General features: G+C 69.9%; 22 protein-coding genes and 2 pseudogenes. 18 read left to right on the plus strand and 6 right to left on the minus strand.

What is annotated here, in order from left to right:
* Positions 1–44: 44 nt before the first annotated feature.
* The 10 genes from ACZ6TI_RS11355 to hpf all read left to right on the plus strand — a co-directional run bounded on the left by ACZ6TI_RS11355 (position 45) and on the right by hpf (position 10,770).
* Positions 45–932 carry a helix-turn-helix domain-containing protein gene (locus ACZ6TI_RS11355; RefSeq protein WP_465344876.1) on the plus strand — a complete coding sequence of 296 codons (888 nt, stop codon included), beginning with the start codon at positions 45–47 and terminating at the stop codon, positions 930–932.
* A 48-nt stretch (positions 933–980) separates the two neighbouring features.
* Entirely contained in the window at positions 981–1,178 is a 198-nt protein-coding gene (locus ACZ6TI_RS11360) for a DUF397 domain-containing protein (RefSeq protein ID WP_465344877.1), read from the plus strand.
* A 153-nt stretch (positions 1,179–1,331) separates the two neighbouring features.
* Positions 1,332–2,189 carry an iron uptake transporter permease EfeU gene (gene efeU, locus ACZ6TI_RS11365; RefSeq protein WP_465344878.1) on the plus strand — a complete coding sequence of 286 codons (858 nt, stop codon included), beginning with the start codon at positions 1,332–1,334 and terminating at the stop codon, positions 2,187–2,189.
* A gap of 7 nt (positions 2,190–2,196) precedes the next feature.
* Positions 2,197–3,339 (plus strand): iron uptake system protein EfeO, encoded by a 1,143-nt coding sequence (gene efeO, locus ACZ6TI_RS11370; RefSeq protein ID WP_465344879.1) that lies wholly within the window; start codon positions 2,197–2,199, stop codon positions 3,337–3,339.
* A gap of 6 nt (positions 3,340–3,345) precedes the next feature.
* Complete coding sequence (gene efeB, locus ACZ6TI_RS11375) at positions 3,346–4,614, plus strand: iron uptake transporter deferrochelatase/peroxidase subunit (protein WP_465344880.1); 1,269 nt, start codon at positions 3,346–3,348, stop codon at positions 4,612–4,614.
* A 50-nt stretch (positions 4,615–4,664) separates the two neighbouring features.
* Positions 4,665–5,354: an MtrAB system response regulator MtrA gene (gene mtrA, locus ACZ6TI_RS11380; protein ID WP_465344881.1), complete on the plus strand. Its 690-nt coding sequence runs from the start codon at positions 4,665–4,667 to the stop codon at positions 5,352–5,354.
* Between the two features lie 140 nt (positions 5,355–5,494).
* Complete coding sequence (gene mtrB, locus ACZ6TI_RS11385) at positions 5,495–7,132, plus strand: MtrAB system histidine kinase MtrB (RefSeq protein WP_465344882.1); 1,638 nt, start codon at positions 5,495–5,497, stop codon at positions 7,130–7,132.
* 146 nt (positions 7,133–7,278) lie between these two features.
* On the plus strand, positions 7,279–9,096 hold the full coding sequence (locus ACZ6TI_RS11390; RefSeq protein ID WP_465344883.1) for an LpqB family beta-propeller domain-containing protein: 1,818 nt from the start codon (positions 7,279–7,281) through the stop codon (positions 9,094–9,096).
* A 67-nt stretch (positions 9,097–9,163) separates the two neighbouring features.
* Positions 9,164–9,934 carry a ComF family protein gene (locus tag ACZ6TI_RS11395; protein WP_465344884.1) on the plus strand — a complete coding sequence of 257 codons (771 nt, stop codon included), beginning with the start codon at positions 9,164–9,166 and terminating at the stop codon, positions 9,932–9,934.
* A gap of 209 nt (positions 9,935–10,143) precedes the next feature.
* Entirely contained in the window at positions 10,144–10,770 is a 627-nt protein-coding gene (gene hpf, locus ACZ6TI_RS11400) for a ribosome hibernation-promoting factor, HPF/YfiA family (protein WP_465344885.1), read from the plus strand.
* On the opposite strand, the gene ACZ6TI_RS11405 is transcribed toward hpf, so the two are convergent.
* Both ACZ6TI_RS11405 and ACZ6TI_RS11410 read right to left on the minus strand, forming a co-directional pair.
* Positions 10,748–11,869: a GNAT family N-acetyltransferase gene (locus tag ACZ6TI_RS11405; RefSeq protein ID WP_465344886.1), complete on the minus strand. Its 1,122-nt coding sequence runs from the start codon at positions 11,867–11,869 to the stop codon at positions 10,748–10,750. The two genes, hpf and ACZ6TI_RS11405, sit on opposite strands and share 23 nt — an antisense overlap.
* Positions 11,866–12,978, minus strand: a complete 1,113-nt coding sequence (locus ACZ6TI_RS11410; RefSeq protein ID WP_465344887.1) for a GNAT family N-acetyltransferase — start codon at positions 12,976–12,978, stop codon at positions 11,866–11,868. The genes ACZ6TI_RS11405 and ACZ6TI_RS11410 overlap by 4 nt, the downstream gene beginning before the upstream one ends.
* A gap of 176 nt (positions 12,979–13,154) precedes the next feature.
* On the opposite strand from ACZ6TI_RS11410, the pseudogene secA reads away from it, so the two are divergent.
* Together secA and ACZ6TI_RS11420 are read left to right on the plus strand one after the other, a co-directional pair.
* Positions 13,155–15,675: pseudogene (gene secA / locus ACZ6TI_RS11415) on the plus strand (preprotein translocase subunit SecA); the annotation flags it as partial.
* Positions 15,676–15,752: 77 nt separating this feature from the next.
* Positions 15,753–16,082 (plus strand): annotated as a pseudogene (locus ACZ6TI_RS11420) (SEC-C metal-binding domain-containing protein); the annotation flags it as partial.
* 143 nt (positions 16,083–16,225) lie between these two features.
* Here ACZ6TI_RS11420 and ACZ6TI_RS11425 read toward each other — a convergent pair.
* The 3 genes from ACZ6TI_RS11425 to ACZ6TI_RS11435 form a co-directional block, all read right to left on the minus strand.
* Complete coding sequence (locus tag ACZ6TI_RS11425; protein ID WP_465344888.1) at positions 16,226–16,759, minus strand: Rv3235 family protein; 534 nt, start codon at positions 16,757–16,759, stop codon at positions 16,226–16,228.
* A gap of 408 nt (positions 16,760–17,167) precedes the next feature.
* A complete protein-coding gene (locus ACZ6TI_RS11430; RefSeq protein ID WP_465344889.1) occupies positions 17,168–17,398 on the minus strand; it encodes a helix-turn-helix transcriptional regulator in 231 nt (76 codons plus the stop codon).
* Between the two features lie 91 nt (positions 17,399–17,489).
* Positions 17,490–17,930: an Lrp/AsnC family transcriptional regulator gene (locus ACZ6TI_RS11435; protein WP_465344890.1), complete on the minus strand. Its 441-nt coding sequence runs from the start codon at positions 17,928–17,930 to the stop codon at positions 17,490–17,492.
* 93 nt (positions 17,931–18,023) lie between these two features.
* Here ACZ6TI_RS11435 and ACZ6TI_RS11440 point away from each other — a divergent pair, with 93 nt between their 5' ends.
* The 3 genes from ACZ6TI_RS11440 (at position 18,024) to ACZ6TI_RS11450 (ending at position 19,364) form a co-directional block, all read left to right on the plus strand.
* Positions 18,024–18,407, plus strand: coding sequence for a rhodanese-like domain-containing protein (locus ACZ6TI_RS11440; protein WP_465344891.1), 384 nt, complete (start codon positions 18,024–18,026; stop codon positions 18,405–18,407).
* A gap of 10 nt (positions 18,408–18,417) precedes the next feature.
* On the plus strand, positions 18,418–18,927 hold the full coding sequence (locus ACZ6TI_RS11445) for a DUF6912 family protein (RefSeq protein ID WP_465344892.1): 510 nt from the start codon (positions 18,418–18,420) through the stop codon (positions 18,925–18,927).
* A 161-nt stretch (positions 18,928–19,088) separates the two neighbouring features.
* Positions 19,089–19,364, plus strand: coding sequence for an Rdx family protein (locus tag ACZ6TI_RS11450; RefSeq protein ID WP_465344893.1), 276 nt, complete (start codon positions 19,089–19,091; stop codon positions 19,362–19,364).
* Here ACZ6TI_RS11450 and ACZ6TI_RS11455 read toward each other — a convergent pair.
* Complete coding sequence (locus ACZ6TI_RS11455) at positions 19,346–20,269, minus strand: hypothetical protein (protein WP_465344894.1); 924 nt, start codon at positions 20,267–20,269, stop codon at positions 19,346–19,348. The two genes, ACZ6TI_RS11450 and ACZ6TI_RS11455, sit on opposite strands and share 19 nt — an antisense overlap.
* Positions 20,270–20,348: 79 nt before the next feature.
* On the opposite strand from ACZ6TI_RS11455, the gene pruA reads away from it, so the two are divergent.
* The 3 genes from pruA to prfB all read left to right on the plus strand — a co-directional run bounded on the left by pruA (position 20,349) and on the right by prfB (position 23,928).
* Positions 20,349–21,977, plus strand: a complete 1,629-nt coding sequence (gene pruA, locus ACZ6TI_RS11460) for an L-glutamate gamma-semialdehyde dehydrogenase (RefSeq protein ID WP_465344895.1) — start codon at positions 20,349–20,351, stop codon at positions 21,975–21,977.
* Positions 21,978–22,243: 266 nt separating this feature from the next.
* Positions 22,244–22,759, plus strand: a complete 516-nt coding sequence (locus ACZ6TI_RS11465; RefSeq protein ID WP_465344896.1) for a PadR family transcriptional regulator — start codon at positions 22,244–22,246, stop codon at positions 22,757–22,759.
* A 56-nt stretch (positions 22,760–22,815) separates the two neighbouring features.
* Complete coding sequence (gene prfB / locus ACZ6TI_RS11470) at positions 22,816–23,928, plus strand: peptide chain release factor 2 (protein WP_465344897.1); 1,113 nt, start codon at positions 22,816–22,818, stop codon at positions 23,926–23,928.
* The last annotated feature ends 29 nt before the right edge of the window (positions 23,929–23,957 follow it).

A 23,957-nucleotide genomic window follows, 5' to 3' on the forward strand; every position in this document is an offset into this window, starting at 1 on the left:
ATTAAGCACACGGTCACATCCCGTTTGCAAGTGCAGATAGTGCTATGCAAGTTGCACAACGTATCCATGCCGGTACGGTGTTCGGCGTGGCAAGGCCGACATCCACCGCACGGCGGGAACTGGGTGACGAATTACGCCGCCTACGGGGGGACCGCCGGGGCGCGACGGTGGCGCGCGCCCTGGGCTGGTCCGAGTCCAAGTTGTCCCGCATCGAGACGGCCCGCACCGGCATCAACGAGGGCGATCTCGACAAGCTGCTGACCGCATATGCCGCCCGCGCCGACGAGCGCAGCCGCCTGCACGACCTGGCCCGTCGCGGCCGCGGCCGGGTGTGGTGGACGCCCTATCGGTCGTCGGTGCCGGCGCCCTATGACGAATATGTCGCGCTCGAGGCCGAGGCCGTCGCGATGTCGGAGTGGGAGACCCAGATCATGCCGGGTCTGCTGCAGACCGACGAATACGCCCGCGCGGTGATCGAGGTCGGCGCCGACATCGGCGATCCGGACACCGCTCAGCGCCGGCTCGCCCTGCGGATGGCCCGGCAGACCGTCCTCATCCGCGAGCCGCCGCCGTATCTCACGGTCGTTCTGGACGAGGCCGTCCTGCACCGCGAGGTGGGCGGACGAGACGTCCTCCAAAGACAACTTCAGCGACTGTACGAGGCCAGCCTGCGCCCGGGAGTCGAGGTGCTGGTCCTCCCGTTCTCGGCGGGCGCGCACGCCGCCCAGTCGGAGTCGTTCATGATCCTGGACTTCGCCGAGAACGCCCGCGGCACGGTGGTCCACAGTGAGGGCCTGACCGGCGGCTTCTTCCACCTCAAGGCCGAAGAGGTGAGTGTCTTCCGGGAGGCGTTCGAGGACGTGCGGGCCCGTGCGCTCTCCGCCGAGCGGAGTCGCGAGCTAATCACTCGAACAGGTGACGTCGTTCACTAGTCCCCGGTCGTTAACTGGGTGAGTAACAAATCTCTGGGGAGGGACGCCTTGTCCAATAACAAGTTGATCTGGCGCAAGAGCAGTCGCTCCGGCGCCGCGGGCCACTGTGTCGAGGTGGCCGAGACGCCCGCGACGATCTTCGTGCGGGATTCCAAGGACGCCGCCGGACCGATGCTGAGCTTCGGGGCGAACGAGTGGGCGGCGTTCGTCGACGGCGTCCGCGGCGGCGAGTTCGACCGCCACTGATAGTGCTCATCATGACGAGGGGGCGGTTCCGGGCAACCGGAGCCGCCCCCTCACGTTGTGGCGTGAGCGATACAACCGTGGCTTGACGTGCAGGGCCTATCGGTGCCTAAGGTATGGCGAACCTTACTTAGGACGGCCTAACGACGGAGAAGCATGCTCGCCACCTACCTCATCGGCCTGCGCGAGGGGTTGGAAGCCACGCTGGTGGTCAGCATCCTCGTCGCCTTCCTCGTGAAGTCCGAGCGCAAGGACCGGCTGGTCCAGGTCTGGGCCGGCGTCGGCCTGGCGGTGGCACTCTCCGTCTTCTTCGGCTGGCTGCTCAGCTACACGTCGACCACGCTGCTGCAGAAATACGAGCACCGCGAGCTGTTCGAGGCGATCGCCTCGATCCTGGCCGTCGTCTTCGTCACCTGGATGATCTTCTGGATGCGCCGGGCCGCCCGGTCGATCGCCGGTGAGCTGCGCAGCAAGCTGACCGACGCGCTCGAGGTCGGCTCGATCGCGGTGGCCGTGATGGCGTTCCTGGCGGTGGTCCGCGAGGGGCTGGAGACCTCGCTGATCTTCTACTCCGCGGTGCAGGGCGCGTCGGACAACACCAGCCCGCTGCTCGCGCTGCTGGGCGGCATCGCGAGCGCGATCGTGATCGGCTACCTGATGTACGCGACAGCGGTCCGGATCAACCTCTCGGTGTTCTTCACCTGGACCGGCGCCCTGCTCATCCTGGTCGCCGCCGGCATCCTCAAATACGGCGTGCACGACCTGCAGGAGTCCGGCGTGCTGCCCGGCCTCAACACCCTGGCGTACGACGTCAGCGGCGTGCTCGACCCCTCGGCCTGGTACACGGCCCTGCTCACCGGGATGTTCAACATCACCCCGACCGCCTCGGTGCTCGAAGTCGTCGCCTGGATCGCGTACGGCCTGCCGGTCCTGCTGATCTTCCTCGTCCGGCCTGCCCGCAAGCAGCAGCCGTCCACCCCGGAACCCGTCCCGGCGCCCGCGCCGCAGCAATAGGAGAATCATGCGACGTCTCATCCCTCTCGCCGCGGCGGCCGCACTGGCCGGCGCCGCTCTCACCGGGTGTGGTGACGGCAGTGACGAACCGGGTGGCGCCACGACCGCCGCCGGCGGCCCGATCGCGGTCGCCGCGTCGGACACCGCCTGCGAGGTCGGCAAGGCCACGTCCGACGCCGGCACCGCGGTCTTCAGCATCACCAACAAGGGCAACAAGGTCACCGAGTTCTACGTGTACGCGCCGGGCGACCGGGTGATGGGCGAGGTCGAGAACATCGCTCCGGGCCTGTCCCGTGAGCTGCACGTGGAGCTGCCCGCCGGCTCGTACGAGACGGCCTGCAAGCCGGGCATGATCGGCAAGGGCATCCGGGCCGCGTTCACCGTGTCCGGCTCGTCCGCGCCGCTGACCGACGACGCCGCCCTGGCCGCGGCCACCGCCAGCTACTCGCGGTACGTGAAGAGCCAGACCGACGCGCTGCTGGTCAAGACCGAGGAGTTCGTCGCCGCGGTCAAGGCCGGCAAGGTGGACGAGGCCAAGGCGCTGTTCCCGATCACCCGCACCTACTGGGAGCGGATCGAGCCGGTGGCCGAGATCTTCGGTGACCTGGACCCGGAGATCGACGGTCGCGAGGAGGTCGTCGAGGAGGGCATGGAGTTCACCGGCTTCCACCGCATCGAAAAGGACCTGTGGGCCGCGAAGCCGGACGTCAGCAAGGACGGCCCGCTGGCCGACAAGCTGCTGGCCGACGTCAAGGAGATCGTCGCCAAGGCGCAGGCCGAGAAGCTTTCCCCGCTGCAGCTCGCGAACGGCGCCAAGGGCCTGCTCGACGAGGTCGCCACCGGCAAGATCACCGGCGAGGAGGACCGCTACTCGCACACCGACCTGTGGGACTTCAACGCCAATGTGGAGGGCTCGAAGGCGGCCATCGCGTCTCTTCGCCCGGTGCTCGAGGAGCGCGACCCGGCACTGGTCAAGACGCTCGACACCGAGTTCGCCAACGTCGACAGCACGCTCGGCAAATACCGGGCGGGCGACGGCTGGAAGCTGCACAACGAACTGACCGAGGCCGACCTGAAGGGGCTGTCCGACGCGATCAACGCGCTGGCCGAGCCGATCAGCAAGGTGGCCGCAGTTGTCTCCCAGAAGTGATCCGGCATGACTGACGGCAAGGTGTCCCGCCGGCGGGCGATCGCGCTCGCCGGCGTCGGCGTGGCCGGGGTGGCCGGCGCGGCCGGCGTGGCGAGCGCCTTCTTCACCGACGGGCGCCAGGCGCCCGGCGCCGACGGCACCGTGCCGTTCGACGGCGCGCACCAGGCCGGCATCGTCACCGACGCCCAGGACCGGCTGCACTTCGTCGCGTTCGACGTGATCACCAAGGACCGCGACCGGCTGATCCAGCTGCTCAAGGACTGGACCCACGCGGCGCGGCGGATGACCAACGGGCAGGACGCGGGCGACATCGGCGCGATGAACGGCATCGCGGAGGCGCCGCCGGACGACACCGGCGAGGCCACCGGCCTGCCCGCCTCCGGGCTGACCATCACCGTCGGGTTCGGACCGTCGCTGTTCCGGGACGCCACCGGCCGGGACCGCTTCGGGCTGGCCGCGCGCCTGCCCGCCGCGCTCGAGCGGCTGCCGCGGTTCCCGGGCGACGCGCTCGAGCCGGCCATCTCGGACGGTGACATCGGGGTGCAGGCCTGCGCCAACGATCCGCAGGTGGCGGTGCACGCGATCCGCAACCTGGCCCGGATCGGCATGGGCGTGGTCAGCGTGCGCTGGTCGCAGCTCGGATTCGGGCGCACCTCGTCGACGTCCCAGGCGCAGGTCACGCCGCGCAACCTGTTCGGCTTCAAGGACGGCACGGAGAACGTGAAGGCCGAGGAGGCCGCGATGCTCCGCGAGCACGTCTGGGTGCAGGCGGGCGACGGGCCGGAGTGGATGACCGGCGGGTCATATCTGGTGACCCGCAAGATCCGGATGCTGATCGAGACGTGGGACCGCTCGCCGCTGGCCGAGCAGGAGATGATCGTCGGCCGGCACAAGGGCAGCGGCGCGCCGATCGGGCAGGCCGACGAGTTCGACGAGATCAACCTGACCGCAGTGGACGACCAGGGTGATCCGCTGGTGGCCGAGACGGCTCATGTCCGGCTGGCGCACCACTCGACCAACGGCGGGGCCCGGATGCTGCGCCGTGGCTACAACTTCGTGGACGGCTCGGACGGACTGGGCCGGTTGAACGCCGGGTTGTTCTTCATCGCGTACCAGAGGGATCCGAAGAAGTCCTTCATCCCGGTGCAACTGAGCCTGGCGCGCAAGGACGAGATGAACGAATATCTTCGGCACGTCTCCAGTGCGCTGTTCGCCTGCCCGCCCGGTTTGTCCGGGGCTGGAGATCACTGGGGGAGAGGGCTTTTCGCGGCATGATCACCCCCGGGTACCGCGCCACCGAGGGAGACAGTGCAATATTGGACCGCATGAGAGCCCGGGTACTCGTTGTCGATGACGATCCAGCGCTCGCGGAGATGCTCGGCATCGTCCTGCGCAGCGAGGGATTCCTGCCGTCGTTCGTGGCTGACGGCGAGCGCGCGCTCGCCGCGTTCCGCGAGAGCAGGCCGGACATCGTCCTGCTCGACCTGATGCTGCCGGGGATGAGCGGCATCGATGTGGCCCGAGCCATCCGCACCGAGTCGGGCATCCCGATCGTGATGCTGACCGCCAAGAGCGACACCGTCGACGTGGTGCTGGGCTTGGAGTCCGGCGCCGATGACTACGTGGTGAAGCCGTTCAAGCCCAAGGAGCTGGTCGCCCGGATGCGGGCCCGGCTGCGGCGCGGCGAGGACGCGGCGCCCGAGATGCTCACCATCGGGCCGCCCGGCAACCAGATCACCATCGACGTGCCGGCGCACACCGTGGCGCGCGACGGTGAGGAGGTCAAGCTCACCCCGCTCGAGTTCGACCTGCTGGTCGCGCTGGCCCGCAAGCCGCGCCAGGTGTTCACCCGCGAGGTGCTCCTCGAGCAGGTCTGGGGTTACCGGCACGCGGCCGACACCCGGCTGGTCAACGTGCACGTCCAGCGGCTGCGCGCCAAGATCGAGCCGGACCCGGAGCGGCCGGAGATCATCCTGACGGTGCGCGGCGTGGGCTACAAGGCAGGCACCGGCTAGGCAGGGCTGCGACCGGCCCGGGTGCCTCCGGCCCGGGCGGAACCCCCGGCCCCGCCGGGGCCGTTGTCCACAGGTTCCGTGAGTTGTCAGGGGCGAGCGCTAATCTTCTCGGCGAGATGCGCGCTCCTGCCTGGTTGCCCATGCCTGTCCGCCGCACCCTTCGGGTGGTGCGGCGTTATTGGCGTCTGTTCCTGCGCCGGGCGCGGGTGTTCACTTCGCCCGCCCGCCGGGCCTGGCGCCGGTCGCTGCAGTTGCGGGTCGTCACCATCACGCTGGTGGCGTCCAGCGTGCTGGTGGCCGCGGGCGGCTGGTTCATGGCCTTCCGCAGCGCCGACATCCTGCTCAGCCGCGCGCAGGACGAGGTGTTCGCCCAGGGCCGCAACAAGGGCGCTCTGGCCCAGCAGCAGCTGAGCATCCACATCTCGGCGATCGACCCCAAACTGCCGACCACGCTCGACGACACGATCACCCTGGCGGCCGACCCGTCGACCAGCCGGGGCACGGTCGTGGCGATCCGCTCGTTCCGGTTCGCGAACATCCGGCCGGTGTCCTCCACCCGCGCCGACGTCTCGCAGCTGATCACCGCCAAGATGGTCGACACGGTCGGCCGGCAGGGCTCCGAGGCGCAGCAGATCCGCACCGTGACGGTCGACGGCGTGCCGACGAAATACCTGGTCTACGGCACCCCGGTGCCGACCAAGTTCGGCCACCTCGAGCTTTATTATCTGGTGCCGCTGACCACCGAGGACCGGGCGGCCAACGAGATCCGCACTATGGTGCTCGCCACCGGCCTCGCGCTGGTGCTGCTGCTCGGCGTGGTCGCGGCCCTGGTCACCCGGCTCGTGGTCAACCCGGTGCGGGTGGCCGCGCGCACCGCCCAGCGGCTCTCCGCCGGCCTGCTCGATCAGCGCATGCGGGTCGACGGCGAGGACGACCTGGCCCTGTTGGCCGCCTCGTTCAACCAGATGGCGGCCAACCTGCAGCGGCAGATCGTGCGGCTCGAGGAGATGTCCCGCCTGCAGCGCCGGTTCACCTCCGACGTGTCGCACGAGCTGCGCACCCCGCTGACCACGGTGCGCATGGCCGCCGACCTGATCTTCTCCGAGCGCGACGAGTTCGATCCGGCGGTGGCGCGCAGCGCCGAGCTGCTGCAGGCCGAGCTCGACCGGTTCGAGAGCCTGCTGACCGACCTGCTCGAGATCAGCCGGTTCGACGCCGGGTTCGCCGCGCTCGACGCGGAGCACGCCGACCTGGCCCCGATCCTGGAGCGCGTCGCCGAGCGGCTGGCCGGCCTGGCCGAGCGGGTCGGTGTGCAGATCGTGCTCCGGCTGCCGGAGACCCCGGTGATCGCCGAGGTGGATCCGCGCCGGGTCGAGCGGGTGCTGCGCAACCTGGTCGGCAATGCGGTCGAGCACGGTGAGGGCCGGCCGGTCGAGATCACCATGGCCAGCGACGACGCGGCGGTGGCGATCACCGTGCGGGACCACGGCGTGGGGCTCAAGCCGGGCGAGGAGCGGCTGGTGTTCAACCGCTTCTGGCGGGCCGACCCGTCGCGCGCGCGGCAGACCGGCGGCACCGGGCTGGGCCTGTCGATCAGCGTCGAGGACGCCCGGCTGCACGGCGGCTGGCTGGAGGCCTGGGGCGCGCCCGGCGAGGGCGCGCAGTTCCGGCTGACCCTGCCGGTCCGGGCCGGTGACCGGCTGGTGGCCGCGCCACTGCCACTGATCCCGCGCGACCGCGACGTCGTCCCGACCGCACCCGCGGAGGTGACCTCATGAAGCACCGCACCCGCGGAGGTGACCTGATGAGGCGCCGCGCCCGCGGTGGTGACCTCGTGAGGGGCCGCGCCCGCGGTGGTGGCCTCATTGGGCGCAGCGCACGCGGAGGTGGCCTCCTTGGGTGCAGCGTCCGCGGAGGTGGCCCCATGCGGCGCCGGGCCGGGCTCGCCGTGGCGGCGCTGATCGCCGTGCTGGCGAGCGGCTGCGGCATCCCGGACAACACCGAGGTCCGCCCGTTGCGTCCGGGCCCGTCCACCGGCGCCATCACCGGGGTGGACGGCACGCCGGCCCGGGTCCAGCGCGAGGACACCGCCGAGCCGGGGCAGTTCGTGACAAACTACCTGACCGCGGCGGCCGGCGACTTCGACGGCGCCGCCGAGCGGGCCAAGGCGTTCCTGTCGCAGACCGCGGCGGCCACGTTCCGGCCACCGGCCGATTTGATCAAAGTGGTCCGGCCGGTCGAGGAGGATCCGCTCCACAACCCCGGCAGCGCCAAGGTCGAGGTGCGCGCCCGTGAGGTCGGCACGCTGCGGCAGAAGGGCCTGTTCGAGCCGTCCGCCGACGACCGGATCGTCAAATACGAGTTCGAGGTCGGCACCGCGGCCGGCAAGAGCGGGCTGTTCATCACCAAGGCGCCGCCGGTGCTGCTGCTCAGCGACACCGCGCTGGACCGGTTCTACACCGAGCGCACGATCTATTTCTGGAACCAGGACCACACCGGGCTCATCCCGGACCTGCGCTACCTGCCGGAGAGCGTGCCCGACGAGCAGCAGCCCACACAGATCATCGACTGGCTGACCAGTGGCCCGGCGCCGTGGCTGGCGGGCGTCGCCGAGGCGTTGCCGGAGGGCACCAAGTCGATCGGCAACGTGCCCGCGATCTCCAACCAGACGCTGCAGATCAGCCTCAGCGGGCAGGCGCTGCCGGCGGACGAGGAGCAGGTCGGCGCGCTGGACCGGCTGCAGAAACAGCTGCGCTGGTCGCTGCGCCCCAACCTGCCGGGCACGCTGGAGCTGATCATCGAGCACTCGGTGGATCAGAAATACACCGGCACGGACTATTTGACCGCCAACCCGTCCTACCGGCAGATCGCCGAGCCCGAGCGGTTCGTCGTCTACCAGGGTCAGATCAAGCGGCTCAGCGGGTCCTACAACTCGAGTCAGCCGGTGCCGATCGTGCGGCCGGAGGACAACAAGAACATCGAGATGGCGGCGCTCGCGGTGTCCGGCGGCCGGTCCTATGCGGCGCTGGTCGCCACCGGGTCCGGCGGACGGGTGCTCAAGGTGGGCGCGGCCGGCGCGGGCGAGTTCGCCGCGCTGCGCGAGATCCGGCTGGCCGAGCCGATCGGGCGGCCGGTCTGGGCGAAGTCCGCGGTGGGCGCCGACGACGGCACCTCCGGGCTGGTCACCTCCGCCGGCAAGCTGTTCGGCTTCGGGGCGAACGGCAGGCCGATCAGCGAGGTGCAGTGGCCGGGCGGCCGGCCCGGCCCGATCACCGGAGTGTCGGTGGCGCCGGACGCGCACCGGATCGCGATCCTGGCCGGCGGTCAGCTCTATGTGGCCGCGCTGAGCCGCAGCGACGACGGCGTGCAGATCTCCTCGCCGCACGTGGTGCGCACCGAGCTGACCGACCTGACCGCGGTCGACTGGACCAGCGAGACGGTGGTGGTGCTGGCCGGCACCCGCATGGACGTGCCCCGGGTCGCGATCCGGGAGGTGTCGATCGACGGCTCCACCCAGACCCCGCGGCTCGACGACCTGGGCGAAAACCCGGTCACCTATCTGACCGCGATGCCGGCCAGCCCGACCAAGGTGCCCGAGTCGGCGGGCGCGGTGGCCTATGTGCAGAACGGCGCGGCCTACGACGACCGCGACACCGCCCGGATCGGGGTGCAGGACCTCACCGAGGCGGTCGCCGATCCGCCGCCGGCCGCACTGCCCGGCGCGCCCTTCTTCCTCTACTGACGACAACTACTGACGACAAATGACGACTCCAACGACTCCGACGACTGCTGACGACTGCTGACCCGCCATGCTCGCCGACCTCACGGACCTGATCCTGCCGAGCGCCTGCGCCGGATGCGACGCCGAGCGGGTGCCGTTGCGCCACGGGGTCTGCGCGACCTGTGTGACGGAGCTGGAGGGGCTGCGGCCCTATCCGACCGCACCGACCCCACCGCCGCCCGGGATGCCGCTCTGCGTGGCCGCTGGTGCTTATGGCGGGGCGTTGCGGGGCGTGCTGCTGGCGTACAAGGAGAAAGGTCGTCATGGTCTGGCCCGGCCGCTGGGTGCGCTGCTCGCGACCGCGATCGCCGAGGTGTCACCGGATCCGGGCGTGCCGGTGCTGGTGGTGCCGGTGCCGTCGACCACTCGTGCGCAACGGGAGCGTTATGGGGACCACATGAAGCGACTCGCCACACACGCCGTGCGGCGGCTGCGCGGGGCCGGCTGGCAGGCTCGAATCGGTCAGCCGCTCCGGGTGCTCCCACGACCCGACTCAGCGTCACTGGACGCTGCCGGACGGCGTGCGGTGGCTGAGAATTCGCTGCGAATCCGACGGTCCCGGATTCGTTTTTCACAACGCGCGGAGACGATGAGGAGCACCCTGATAGTGGTGGACGACATCGTCACCACGGGGGCCACATTGGCCGCGGTGACGGGCCGGTTGGAGGGGGCGAACATGCAGGTGACAGGGTCCGCGGTGCTCGCCGCGACACGCTTGCGCAAGACCGCCGCGACCGTTCCGGCCGGATTGTCGCCCGGTGTCTTTCGTCATCCTGGTGGTTCCCCGTACGAGGGGTGACTAGCGGGCATCCGCACGTTAGCGTCTTGATGACGAGGGTAAGACACCACACTTTCCCGCCACCCGGAGCGAGGTCTTCCGCAGACCCGCCGCACCGGAAAGGAGCCGTCGCAAGCCGATCGGTGTCGCTTTCCAAGATCGCTCCGCGATCCTCCGGCGTCACCGAAACCAGCATCGCGTCTCTGCACCAACGTTGGGGGAGGTCACGAGTGGACATTGTCGTCAAGGGCCGCAACGTAGAGGTTCCTGATCATTATCGGGAACATGTCGCCGACAAGCTGAGCAAGGTCGAACGCTACGACCAGAAGCTGATCAGAGCCGACGTGGAGCTCTTCCACGAACGCAACCCGCGACAGTCCGAGAAGTGCCAGCGCGTCGAGATCACGGTGATGACCAGAGGGCCCGTGGTGCGCGCCGAGGCCTGTGCGAAGGACTTCTACTCCGCCCTGGACAGCGCCATCAGCAAGCTGGATGCCCGGTTGCGTCGCGCCGCCGACCGCCGCCGCGTCCACCGTGGGCGGCATGCCCCCGTCTCGGTGGCCGTCGCCACCGCGGGACTGCCCACCGATCTGCCGGACTTCTCACCTCCGGCGAAGGAGGAGGAACCGGTGCCGGCCGCCGCGCTCGTGGAACACGACGAGACGCAGCCCTGGCGCATCGTCCGCGAGAAGGAACACCCCGCGGATCCGATGACCGTCGACGACGCCCTCTTCCAGATGGAGCTCGTCGGCCACGACTTCTACCTCTTCCACGACAAGGAGAGCGGCCGCCCGAGCGTCGTCTACCGACGCCGGGGCTATGACTACGGCATCCTCAGCCTGGAGCAGACGGGCTAGGCGCCGCCGACCTCAGTACGTCCTCCGGGAGGAGGACGTACTGCAGGTCGTCCATCCGGCCCTCCACCCCCGGGAGACGCGACCGCATCAGCGCCTCCCGCTGGAAGCCGGCCTTTTCCAGGACCCGTTGCGAACCCTTGTTCGCCGGGAAGGTGCCGGCGATCAGGCGGGCGATGTCCGTCTCGGCGAACACCCACAGCGACAGCAGCTGCACGGCTCTGGTGACGTAGCCGCGGCCCCGCCAGGCCGGCAGCTGGCTGTAGCCGATCATCGCCTGCTGCAGCGACGGCTCGAAATAGAACAGGCCCAGGTCGCCCGTCGGCGTGCCGGTGGCCGCGTCGACCACGACCAGGTCGGCGCGGTTGCCGGCCAGCCAGTGCGCGGCCGCCCAGGTGCACCGCTGATGGATTTTGGCCGGGTTCGGCGGCTCCGGCGGCACGCTGGTGTTGATCACGTCCGGGATGCTGTGCAGGGCCATACAGAAGTCGATGTCGCCTTCGCCCAGGGGACGCAGCGTCACCACGCCGTCGGTCAGCTCGCCGCCGGGAAGGTCGGGCAGCAGGCGCGCGACCGGGCCCGGCGGGTCGTCGGCCAGTCGCACGAACGTCACCGCGTCCTCGCGGCCGCCGTCCCGGTCCCGCAGCAGCGCGCGCCGCACGCCCTCACGCCGGAAGCCGGCCGCCAGCGCCACCCGCTGGGCGGCGGAGTTGGGCCACCGGGTGAGCAGCTCGAGGCGCGCGAAGCCGGTGCGGAACGCGTGCTCGGCCACCGCGTTCACCGCGGCCGTGGCGACTCCGCGCCGGCGGGCGTGCGGCAGCACCCAGTAACCCACCTCGGCCTGCCCGCGGGCCGTGTCGGCACGGTCCAGCGACACGCTGCCCAGCAGCCCATCGGTGGCCGGGTCGGCGATCGCCCAGTGGCCCTCGCTGGCCGAGACCTGGCGCAGGAAGTCCGTCGCGTCGGCCCGGCTGAACGGCAACGGCAACTGTGGCAGGAAGCGCTGGGCGGCCGGATCGTCCTGACCCACCAGCTCGTCCAGGTCGGCGGGACCGAACGCGCGCAGCCGCACCCCACTGCCGTTGATCTCCGGAACACTCACCCGGCCACCATCTCCGTCCGCAACATCGAACCCACCCAGCAGTCATAACGCCGGCCGTCCTCCTGCAGAGACTGCCTCAGCAGGCCTTCCATGCGGAAACCGGCCTTCTCCGCCACCCGCCGGGACGCGTCGTTGCCGACCTCGGCGCGCCACTGGACGCGGACCAGGCCGAGTTCCTCGAAACCCCAACGAGTGATCGCGCGCAACGCCTCGGACGCGTACCCCTGGCCGCGGACCTGCGGCGCGATCAGGAAACCGGCCTCGCCGATCCGCGGGTCCTTCTCGTCCACCCGGACGTCGATCAGGCCCGCCCAGGCGTCGTCCGGGCCGGCCACCGCGAAGATCGCCTCGACGCCGCGGGCCCACTCGCGGACCGCATCGCCGTGCACCAGCCGCTCGGCGTGGCCGTCGGTGAACGGTTCCGGCACGCCGTACCACCGGATGATCTGCGGGTCCTGATAGGCCGCGACGATGCCCGGCCGGTCCCGGTCGGCGAGTGGGCGCAGGCGCAGCGGTCCCGCGGCCAGCACCGGCTGCTCCGCGCCGAAGACCGCGGCCTGGCGGCGCACCGCCGGGTCGACCTCGTGCCCGGCCTTGGTGAGTTTTCCGGGTACGAGCGCAGCCAGCCATTCCTCGTCCCGCCCGGGCCGCCGGCCGATCATCCGGAAGCCCAGCCGCAGGCCGATCAGCCGGGACGCGTGGTTGCCGACCGTGGCGCGCCAATCCACCCGGGTCAGCCCCAGATGCTCGAAACCCCAGCTCAGCAGTGCTCGGGAGGCTCGTTCCGCGACACGCCGGCCGCGCGCCCAGGGTGCCGTCCAGTAGCCCAGCTCGGCGGTGCCGCGGCGGGCGTCCCGGCCGCGCAGGTCGACGCTGCCGAGAAATTCGCCGGCCGGATCGAACACGCCGAGCGGCACAGCCGTCTCCGTCCGGTGCGAGACGATCATCTCGTGCACGATCCGCTCGGCGTCGCCGGGCAGGAACGGCTCGGGAAGATGCGACCATCGGGCCAGGACCGGATCCTGGCAGGCCCGGTGCACCGCCGCGGCGTCGGTGGGGCGCCAGGTGCGCAACACCAGGTCTTCGGTACGCAGCTCGAGGGGCTCCACCGGCCCCATCCTGCACCCGCGACGCGCGCGACGCCCATTCGGTTCCCGACTCAGCTATCAGCGAACTGGCCGGGTCGTTTCGCGCTATTTATGCGGTTAACCGGAGGCTCGGCTCACGCCCGCCCGGGCGGGACGCCTACCATGGTTCGGCAGACTGTTTAGGGGAGCGCTGACCCGTGTCGATATTGGAAAAGGTCCTACGCGCCGGCGAAGGCCGCTTGGTGCGAAAGCTCAAGGCGATCGCTGACGCGGTCAACTCGATCGAGGATGACTACGTCGATCTGACCGACGACGAGCTGCGGGACCTCACGCAGCAGTACAAGGAGCGTGTCGCCGACGGCGAGTCGCTCGACTCACTGCTGCCCGAGGCCTTCGCCACCGCCCGCGAGGCGGCCCGGCGAGTGCTGGGTCAGCGGGCTTACGACGTCCAGCTGATGGGTGGCGCCGCGCTGCACTTCGGCAACATCCCCGAGATGAAGACCGGTGAGGGCAAGACCCTGACCGGTGTGTTCCCGGCCTACCTCAACGCGTTGAGCGGCAAGGGCGTGCACATCATCACGGTCAACGACTACCTCGCACAGCGCGACGCCGAGTGGGTCGGCCGGGTGCACGTGTTCCTCGGCCTCACCGTCGGCGTGATCCTGCCCAACCGGCCGGCCGCCGAGCACCGCGCCGCATACGAGTGCGACATCACCTATGGCACGAACAACGAGTTCGGCTTCGACTACCTGCGCGACAACATGGCGTGGGCGGCGACCGAGCTGGTGCAGCGCGGGCACAACTACGCGATCGTGGACGAGGTCGACTCGATCCTGATCGACGAGGCACGCACCCCGCTGATCATCTCTGGCCCGGCCGAGCACTCGGCCCGGTGGTACGGCGAGTTCGCCGCCCTGGTCGGCCGCCTGCAGAAGGGCAAGGACGGCGAGGGCGACTACGAGGTCGACGAGGCCAAGCGCACCGTCGCGATCACCGAGCGCGGCGTCTCCCGGGTGGAGGACCGGCTCGGCATCGACAACCTCTACGAGTCGGTGAACACGCCGCTGGTGGGTTATCTGAACAACGCCATCAAGGCCAAGGAGCTCTACAAGAAGGACAAGGACTACATCGTCAACGAGGGTGGCGAGGTCCTGATCGTCGACGAGTTCACCGGGCGCATCCTGCACGGCCGCCGCTACAACGAGGGCATGCACCAGGCCATCGAGGCCAAGGAGGGGGTGGAGGTCAAGCAGGAGAACCAGACCCTGGCGACCATCACCCTGCAGAACTACTTCCGGCTGTACGACAAGCTCGGCGGCATGACCGGCACGGCGCAGACCGAGGCCGGCGAGTTCAACAAGGTCTACAACGTCGGCGTGGTGAGCATCCCGACGCACCGGCCGATGATCCGCATCGATCACCCGGACGTCATCTACAAGACCGAGAAGGCGAAGTTCAACGCCGTCATCGAGGACATCGCCGAGCGCCACGCCACCGGTCAGCCGGTGCTGGTCGGCACGGTCTCGGTGGAGAACTCGGAGATCCTCGCCACCCTGCTGAAGCGCAGGGGCCTGCCGCACAGCGTGCTCAACGCGAAGTTCCACGCGCAGGAGGCGACGATCATCGCCCAGGCGGGTCGCAAGGGCGGCATCACGGTGGCCACCAACATGGCCGGTCGTGGCACCGACATCCTGCTCGGCGGCAACCCCGACTTCCTGGCGGCGAACGAGCTGAGCCAGCGCGGCCTCGACCCGGTGGAGTCGCCCGAGGAATATGCGAAGGCGCTCGAAGAGGTCATGCCCAGCGTCAAGGAGGCCTGCGAGCAGGAGGCGTCCGAGGTGATCGCGGCCGGCGGTCTCTATGTGCTGGGCACCGAGCGGCACGACTCGCGGCGCATCGACAACCAGCTGCGCGGCCGGTCCGGCCGGCAGGGCGACCCGGGCGAGTCCCGGTTCTACCTGTCGCTGCAGGACGACCTGATGAAGCGGTTCCGCGCGGGCGCCGTCGAGGCGGTCATGGAGCGCTTCAACATCCCGGAGGACGTGCCCATCGAGTCCAAGATGGTGACCCGTCAGATCCGCAGCGCGCAGACCCAGATCGAGGGTCAAAACGCGGAGATCCGCAAGAACGTCCTCAAGTACGACGAGGTCATGAACAAGCAGCGCCAGGTGATCTATGCCGAGCGCAAGCGGGTCCTCGACGGTGAGGACATGCACGACCAGGCCAGCCACATGATCGACGATGTGGTCGAGGACTACGTGCGGGCCGCCACCTCGGACGGCTATGCCGAGGACTGGGATCTCGACCAGCTGTGGACCAACCTCAAGCGGCTCTACCCGGTCACCCTCACGATCGACGACGTCGTGGAGGAGAGCGGCGGCGAGCGCAGCACGATCGATCAGGACTTCCTGATTCAGCAGATGAAGGAAGACGCGCAGACGGCCTACAAGGTGCGCGAGGAGGAGCTCGGCCCGGAGGCGGTGCGTGAGCTCGAGCGCCAGGTCCTGCTCGCCGTGATCGACCGCAAGTGGCGCGAGCACCTCTATGAGATGGACTACCTGCAGGAGGGCATCAGCCTGCGGGCCTATGCCCAGCGCGACCCCGTGGTGGAGTACCAGCGCGAGGGCTTCGACATGTTCAACCAGATGATGGAGGGCATCAAGGAGGAGGCGGTCGGCTTCCTCTTCAACCTCGAGGTGCAGGTCGAGGAGCAGCCCACCATCACCGTCGACCCGAGCAAGGCGGTGCCGCTGCCGGGCAAGGCCGTCGCGGCGCCGGAGGGCGAGGGCTCGCAGGTCGAGGTCCGCGCCAAGGGCCTGGGCGGCGGTCGCCGCCCGCAGAACCTGCAATACACGGCCCCGGCCATCGACGGCGAAGCGGGCGGCGGCTCGCCCGTCATCCAGCAGCAGCCCGCGGCTCCGGCCCTGGGCATCGGCGCCGGCGGTTCCCCGGTGCCGGCCGGCCCGGCCCACACGTCGGCGTCCTCGGGCAGCCGTCGCCGCCCGACCACGAACCCGGCCCAGGCCGAGTCGAGCGGCCCGTCCCGCAACGCGCCGTGTTACTGCGGCTCGGGCAAGAAGTACAAGCGCTGCCACGGCGCCCCGGGCGGCCCAGGCTCCGCCTGACAGCCCGCACGTCGCTCACGACGGCCCGACGGCCCGCGCACCGGCTAACGCCGGCACGCGGGCCGTCGCCCTATCCGAACCCGTCGGCCCTCCTGGCCCACCCTCCCGGCCTTGCTTGGGCGGCGGGCGCTTGCCGCCGTTGGTCAGATCAGGCGGAGGGCCGTGGCGGCCCAGGATTGTTGGTGGCGCTCCATGCGCAGGGCCATGGCCCAGGTGCGGTCGCCGGTGACCAGGAGGACCGCGGCCTCGACCGCGCCCGGGCGGGGCTCGCAGAACTGCAGGCGGGTGACCGCGACCGGGGCCGGACCGCGATCGTGCCGGCTCGTCGTGCGGACCCGGCGGCCCGGCACGCCGCCGCTGTGCCGCAGCTCCGCCGCCCTGCCCGCGCCCAGCACCGCCTGCTGCACCACCCCGGCCGCCTCCTTGGGCACCGCCAGTCGCCGCAGGTGCGCCGCGGGCCGATAGCCGTTGAGCACCTCGACGCACACGTGCACGAACCGCCGCACGGCGAGCTTGGCGTCGCCGGTGCCGCCGGTGATCGCCGCCTGCCGGGCGGCCGCCGGAGCGGGCGTCGCGGGCACCGCTTCCGATCCCCACTGCGGCGGCGGCTGCGGCCACTCGAGCGCGAGCTGGTCGGCGATCACCCACGGCCGTGGCCCGGCCTCGTCGTCGAACACCGGCTCGCACCTCGGCGCGGGCCGCAACCGGATCGGCGGCCGGGGACCATGAGGAGCCACCTCGACAGTCGACATCTCGCACCCCAATCCTTGCGTTTGCCTTCGTTTGCCTACGACAGAGAGTCTGCCCGGAAGCGTAAAGTCGGGTCAATGCCTGTGGATAACCAGCGCCAGAAGGAACGAAGGGGATGAAACGCCGTTCGGATCACGTAGCTGCGGCGGGCAGCGTCCGCGACGCTGCGTTGCATGCGCACTCCTTCTGCCCCGGCCCGGTCACCCGCACCACGCCGGCGTCAGTGCTCAGCGCGCTGGTCGGCACCACCGCGAAATCGGACGGTGCGCGCGCTGGCGCTGTCACGCGCGGTGCGGGCGCTGCCGGGTCACGAGGGTGATCGACCGGGCGCGCCCCTACTCGGGCTCGGGTCCGTTCAGGGGGTTGTTGGCGACCCAGTCGGCGGTCTCCGCATACTTCTGCTGGATGTATTGCTCCAGCGCGGCCCGCTCGACGCGCCACTGGCCGCGCCCACCGATCTTGATCGCCGGCAGCTCGCCGCTGCGCACCATGTGATAGACCTGCGAGTCCGACACGCTCAGCTCGGCCGCCACGTCGGACAGCAGCATGAACCTGGACTCCGCCACGAAGGTCTCCCGAGAACGACGGCGCTGGAATGAGCGACGCTTCAGTTTGCCATCGTTTGCCTGCGATGGCTCTGCCAACCTTGACGCAAGACTAGTCCATCGTGATCGCGCGACCGGTCAGCGGGCTCGAATAGACCACGCTCGTCGTCACCGATCCCAGCCCCGCGATCCGACCGCTCACCTCTTCGAGGTGCCGCATCGACCGCGCCACCACCTTGAGCACGAAGCAGTCCTCGCCGGTCACGTGATGCGCCTCGATGATCTCGGGCGTCGTGTCGAGCAGCGCGTGGAAGGGCCGGTAGTTGCCGGTCGGATAGCGCAGCCGCACGAACGCCATCACGCCATAACCCACCCGCTCGGGGTCCACCGTCGCGCGGTAGCCGGCGATCACCCCGGCCTCCTCGAGCCGCCGCACCCGCTCGGTCACCGCGCTCGGCGACATCGACACCGCCCGTGCCAGCTCGGCGAAACTTGCCCGCCCGTCACGCTGCAGTTCGGCGAGCAGTGCCCAGTCCGTCCGATCCACGGTCATGCCGCCAAAATAACGTGGAATGCTCGCCCAGAACAGCCAAGCGCCGTTCGACTGCGGTGCAAATCAAGAGATCACGCCCATAATCTGGTACGCATGAAAGCCGCTGAATTCTTCGCCACCCGCCTCGCCTTCCAGACCGACGTCTCCGATGTGCACTCCGCTCTGGAAGCCGGCGAACCCGGTTTCGTGCTGGTGGACACCCGCGGCGACCACGCCTGGGAGCAGGGCCACATTCCCGGCGCGACCCGGCTGAAGGACCTGCCGGACGGCCCCGAGCCGGTGGTGACGTACTGCTGGGGTCCGGGGTGCAACGGGGCGACGAAGGCGGCGCTGATGCTCGCCGAGCGGGGGCGGGACGTGCGGGAGATGCTGGGCGGCATCGAATACTGGATTCGCGAGGGCTTTCCGGTGCGTACCGCTGCGGGTGAGGTGCGGCAGGAAGCCGACCCGCTCACCGCGCCCAGCTGCGGGTGCTGATAATGACAGCGTGCCGATCACCGAGCTGGTTCGCGTCTACCTCCCGGCCACCGTGCCGATGCTGACGACGCTGCGCGCCGACGGCCGCCTCGGCGCCGGCCCGGTGGTCGCCCACGCGGTGACCCCGGCGCTGCGTGAGTGGTACGCGGAGGGCGACGAGGAGGAGCTGGAATACGTCGCCTTCACCCGTGCCGCCCAGGCCGCCCTGCAGCTGCTGCGACACGATCCCGCCGCGCCCCGCCGCCGCGTGGTGATCGCGGCCGACGTGCCCTCCGCCGCGCTGCAGCGCGATGACGTCGAGCTCGGCTCCAGCACCGTGCGCCTGCCCGAGCCGGTGTCGCTCAAGGAGATCGCGTCCGTCCACATCGACGACGAGGACGCGGCCGACGACGTCGCGGCCGCCGCCGACGTGGTCGAGGAGGCGCTGGCCGGCGACCCGGACGCCCAGTTCACCGTCGACAGCGCCGAGGATCACGAGCTGGCCTGGTACGCCGTCTCCGAACTCGACGAGCTGCCCTAACCCACGCTCATCCAAGCCCCACGTGCGTGGGTCATGCCGCGGATCTGGTGGAAGAGCGGAATGGTCATGAGGCCATTCGACGCCCGGCCCGGAGCGTGATCAAGGACCGATTGCGGCAGGCAGCGGGTAGCCGGACCGCACGACGCTGGCAGAATGCAGCGATGCGAGCGCCGCGGTTGGAGATCGAATATTGCACCCAGTGCCGCTGGCTGATGCGCGCCGCCTGGACCGCGCAGGAGCTGCTCACCACGTTCACCCGTGACCTGGGCGAGGTCGCGCTGGTGCCGGGGATCGGCGGGATCTTCGAGATCCGGCTGGACGGCGAGACCATCTGGTCCCGCAAGGAGAGTGGCTTTCCGGAGCTGGCCGAGCTGAAGCGCCTGGTGCGCGATCGCGTGGCGCCCGACCGCGACCTGGGTCACTCCGACAAGCGCTGATCCGCGTCGTCGTCGTCCGCGGACTCGGCGCGCGGCTCGAGGGTGCGGCCGACCGCGATGATCGCGGTGATCGCGCCGACGAACAGGACGATCAGCGCGCTGTTCAGCCGGGATCCGCTGAGCATCTGCTGCACGGTCAGCTCGAGCTCGCTCACCTTGCCGGCCAGCTCGAGGACCCGGGCGCCGGCGGTGCGGGTGAGCAGTTCGCCGATCATCAGCAGCAGGCCCGGCCCGGCGCCGGCCAGCGCGAACCAGGGCCACGCGAGGCCATCACGGCGCAGCGCGAAGAACACCACCAGGCCCGCGGCCAGGCCGCTGAGCAGGGATTGGGTCAGCGAGTACCAGTTCGCCGCGCCCACCTGGGAGGCTGCCGAGTCGCCCGCGCCGAACATGCCGAACAGCACGTCCTGCGCGAAGGTCAGCAGGACACCGACGAGGAACACGGTGATCGCGGCCCAGCAGATCGCGGCCAGCACCCGAGGCGCCCGCAACCCGGCCAGGGCGCCGCCGATCGTGGCCGCCGCGGCGACGGAACCGGCTACCACCGCGTACACCCAGCCCTCGGTGTTGATCGTGATGATGCTGAGCGCGCCCAGAAGTCCGAGGACCAGCCCCGTGCCGGTGGCGATCGCGAAGCGGAGGGTCGCGCCGGCGGCGCGCCGGCGAGCGAGCGAGGTGACCACCGCGAGCGCCACCGAGGCCCCCGCGACCAGGCTGGCCGAGACCGCGCCGGGCAGCGCATAGGCCGTCGAGGTGACCTCCATCGCGGCGTCCGAGCGGCCGGTGATGGTGGCCCGCGCGGACCACAGCAGGCCCGCCATCCACAGCAAACCGGCGAAGGCGAGCGGGAGGGCGGAGAACCAGGCACGCTCGGCCGTGACGGTTGTCTCCTCCTGCGTGCTCATGGGGGTCAGGGTACGCGGCACCGGAGATCGGCCGGTGCGAGGATGAAGCGATCCCACAAGGAGATGAGGAGAACCCGAGATGGACGCCCAGACCACCGTGCCCACGCCACGGAACGAACCGGTTCGCGGTTATGCCCCCGGCAGCCCCGAGCGGGCCACTCTGCAGGCGCGGGTCGACGCGATGAAGGGCGAACGCCTCGACCTGACCATGACCATCGGCGGCCGCCAGGCGATGGCCGGCGGCGAGCCGATCGAGGTCGTGCAGCCGCACCGCCGGCACGAGGTGCTCGGGCAGATGGGCAACGCGTCCAAGGCCGACGCGGCTGCCGCGGTCGCCGCCGCCAAGAGCGCCGCGCCGGAGTGGCGGGCACTGCCCTATGCCGAGCGCGCCGCGGTCTTCCTGCGCGCCGCCGAGATGCTGGCCGGCGGCTGGCGCGACACGCTCAACGCGGCCACCATCCTGGGCCAGTCGAAGTCCTGCTACCAGGCGGAGATCGACGCGGCCTGCGAGCTGATCGACTTCCTGCGCTTCAACGCCGCCTTCGGTGAGCAGATCCTCGCCGAGCAGCCGCAGTCGTCGCCGGGCGTGTGGAACCGCTTCGACCACCGCCCGCTCGAGGGTTTCGTCTATGCGATCACGCCGTTCAACTTCACCGCCATCGCCGGCAACCTGCCCTCCGCGCCGGCCCTGATGGGCAACACGGTGATCTGGAAGCCGTCGCCCACCCAGCAGCTCTCCGCGCACTACACGATGCGGCTGTTCGAGGCGGCCGGCCTGCCGCCCGGCGTGATCAACCTGCTCACCGGCGACGGGCTCGCGGTGTCCGACGTGGTGCTCGCCGACCCGCACCTGGCCGGCATCCACTTCACCGGCTCCACCGCCACCTTCCGGCACCTGTGGAAGGAGGTCGGCAGCAACATCGAGCGCTACCGGTCCTATCCGCGGCTGGTCGGCGAGACCGGCGGCAAGGACTTCGTCTTCGCGCACCCGAGCGCCGACGTGGACGCCCTGCACACCGCTCTGGTCCGGGGCGCCTATGAATACCAGGGACAGAAGTGCAGTGCCGCCTCGCGGGCCTACATTCCGCGGTCCATCTGGGAGGGCGGCCTGCGCGATCGGCTCGCGGCCACGGTCGCCTCCATCCGGTACGGGGATGTCACCGAGCTCTCCACCTTCGGCGGTGCGGTGATCGACGGCCGCGCGTTCGCCAAGCACGCGGCGGCGCTGGACCGGATCAAGAACAGCGCATCGTGCACGGTGCTGGCCGGCGGCACCGCGGACGACAGCGAGGGCTGGTTCGTCGCGCCGACGCTGGTCGAGTCGACCGACCCGACACATGAGATCTTCACGACCGAGTTCTTCGGACCGATCCTGGGCGTCCACGTCTACGAGGACGGTGACTTCGAGGCGGCGATGGCGCAGGCGGAGTCGGTGTCGCCCTACGCACTGACCGGATCGATCTTCGCGACCGACCGGCGGGTGCTGGACGGGGCGGCCGGAGCCCTGCGCTTCGCGGCCGGCAACTTTTATCTCAACGACAAGCCGACCGGCGCGGTGGTCGGTCAGCAGCCCTTCGGCGGCGCCCGGGGGAGCGGGACCAACGACAAGGCAGGGTCCGTCTTGAACCTGTATCGGTGGGTCTCGCCCCGAACGATGAAGGAGACCTTCGAACCGCCGGTCGAATGGCGCTACCCCCACATGGGGTGATTGTCCGCTATAGGAGCCGCTGCGTTAATTCGCGAATCAGCAACGTGGCGGCTCCGCCCATTTTGTTAGGGTTGCTCACCGCGAACGCCGTCTGGGCGATTCAGTGTGCCATCTTATCGCGTGACACTGATCCACATGGGTAAAACGCCCGGTCACGACCCTCGTGGTCGGACTGTCTGTGCGGGACAGTCGCATGTGGAGACGCAAAATGGACGGATCGGGCGAAATCCTGGACGTCGAGCGAACAAAGTGGCAGCTTAGAAGCCATGCCCGACTCTCAAATCAACCCAACAGCTGCCGCCCTTCTGGGCCTGCTCCACGAAGGCCCGATGACCGGTGGACAGCTCATGGCGGCCGCGGAACGCCGCCTCGGGCCCTACTGGTCGATGACGCGGAGCCAGGTCTACCGCGAACTACCCGTGCTCGCCGAGATGGGATACGTCCGACTCGGCAAGCCGGGGCCACGGTCCAGCCAGCCCTATGCCATCACCGCCGCCGGCAAGCGTGCCTTCAGCCGGTGGCTCGCCGAGTCCCCAGGTCGTGACGCGATCCGAAACCCGGTCGCGTTGCGGGTCGCCTTCGGCCAGCAGCATTCGAGCAACCAGCTGAAGACGCTCTACACCGGCGCCAACGAATACCATTCGGAGGCTCTGGCCATGGCCCGCGAGCAGGCCAAGGAAGCCAAGAAGGCGGGGGACGCCTATGGCGCCGCCGCCCTCGAGTTCGCCGTGGCGTACCACAAGGCCGCGCTGAACTGGCTCAAGGTCGCACCCGCCGAGTAAGTCGTCCAGGAGCCGCCCGGCCGGTCGAACGGCCGGGCGGCGTAGTCTTGACCGTTGTGAGTGCAGCCGAATTCCCCGAACAGCTCAAAGCCCTCGACGCCACCCTGCGCAACATCGAGAACGTCCTGGACGTCGACAAGCTGCGGCGGAACAAGGCGGAGCTCGAGGAGCAGGCCTCGGCCCCCGACCTCTGGGACGACCAGGCCCGGGCGCAGGAGGTCAACTCCCGCCTGTCATACGTGTCCGGTGAGATCGCCCGGATGGAAAAGCTGCGCACCCGCCTCGACGACGCCGGGCTGCTGCTCGAGATGGCCGTGGCGGAGGGCGACGAGGGCTCGATCGCCGAGGTCGGCACCGAGATCACCGCGTTGCACAAGGCCATCGAGGAGATGGAGGTCCGCACTCTCCTCTCCGGTGAATACGACTCCCGTGAGGCCGTGGTGGCCATCCGGGCCGGCGCCGGTGGCGTGGACGCCGCCGACTTCGCCGAGATGCTGATGCGGATGTACCTGCGCTGGGCCGAGCGCCACGGCTACCCGACCGAGGTCTACGAGACGTCGTACGCCGAGGAGGCCGGCCTCAAGTCGGCGACCTTCGCGGTCAAGGTGCCCTATGCCTACGGGACGCTCAGCGTCGAGTCGGGCACCCACCGGCTGGTCCGGATCAGCCCGTTCGACAACCAGGGTCGCCGGCAGACCAGCTTCGCCGGCGTCGAGGTGATGCCGGTGGTCGCGCAGACCGACCACATCGACATCCCGGAGAACGAAATCCGCATCGACGTGTACCGGTCGTCGGGGCCTGGTGGACAGAGCGTTAACACCACCGACTCCGCGGTGCGCCTGACGCACATCCCCACCGGCATCGTCGTGACGTGTCAGAACGAGAAGTCACAGCTGCAGAACAAGGCCTCCGCGATGCGGGTGCTGCAGGCGCGGCTGCTCGAGCGCAAGCGCCAGGAGGAGGAGGCCAAGATGGCCGGCCTCAAGCACGACACCACCGGTTCCTGGGGTGATCAAATGCGCTCCTACGTGCTGCATCCGTACCAAATGGTCAAGGATCTCCGCACCGAGTACGAGGTCGGAAACCCGTCGTCGGTCTTCGACGGCGACCTCGATCTGTTCATCCAGGCGGGCATCCGGTGGCGGAAGCAGACGCAGCTCGCGGAGTGAGCGAGCCTCACCTCGGGGTGTGCTGGTGC

The organism is Actinoplanes sp. NPDC051388, assembly GCF_055586225.1.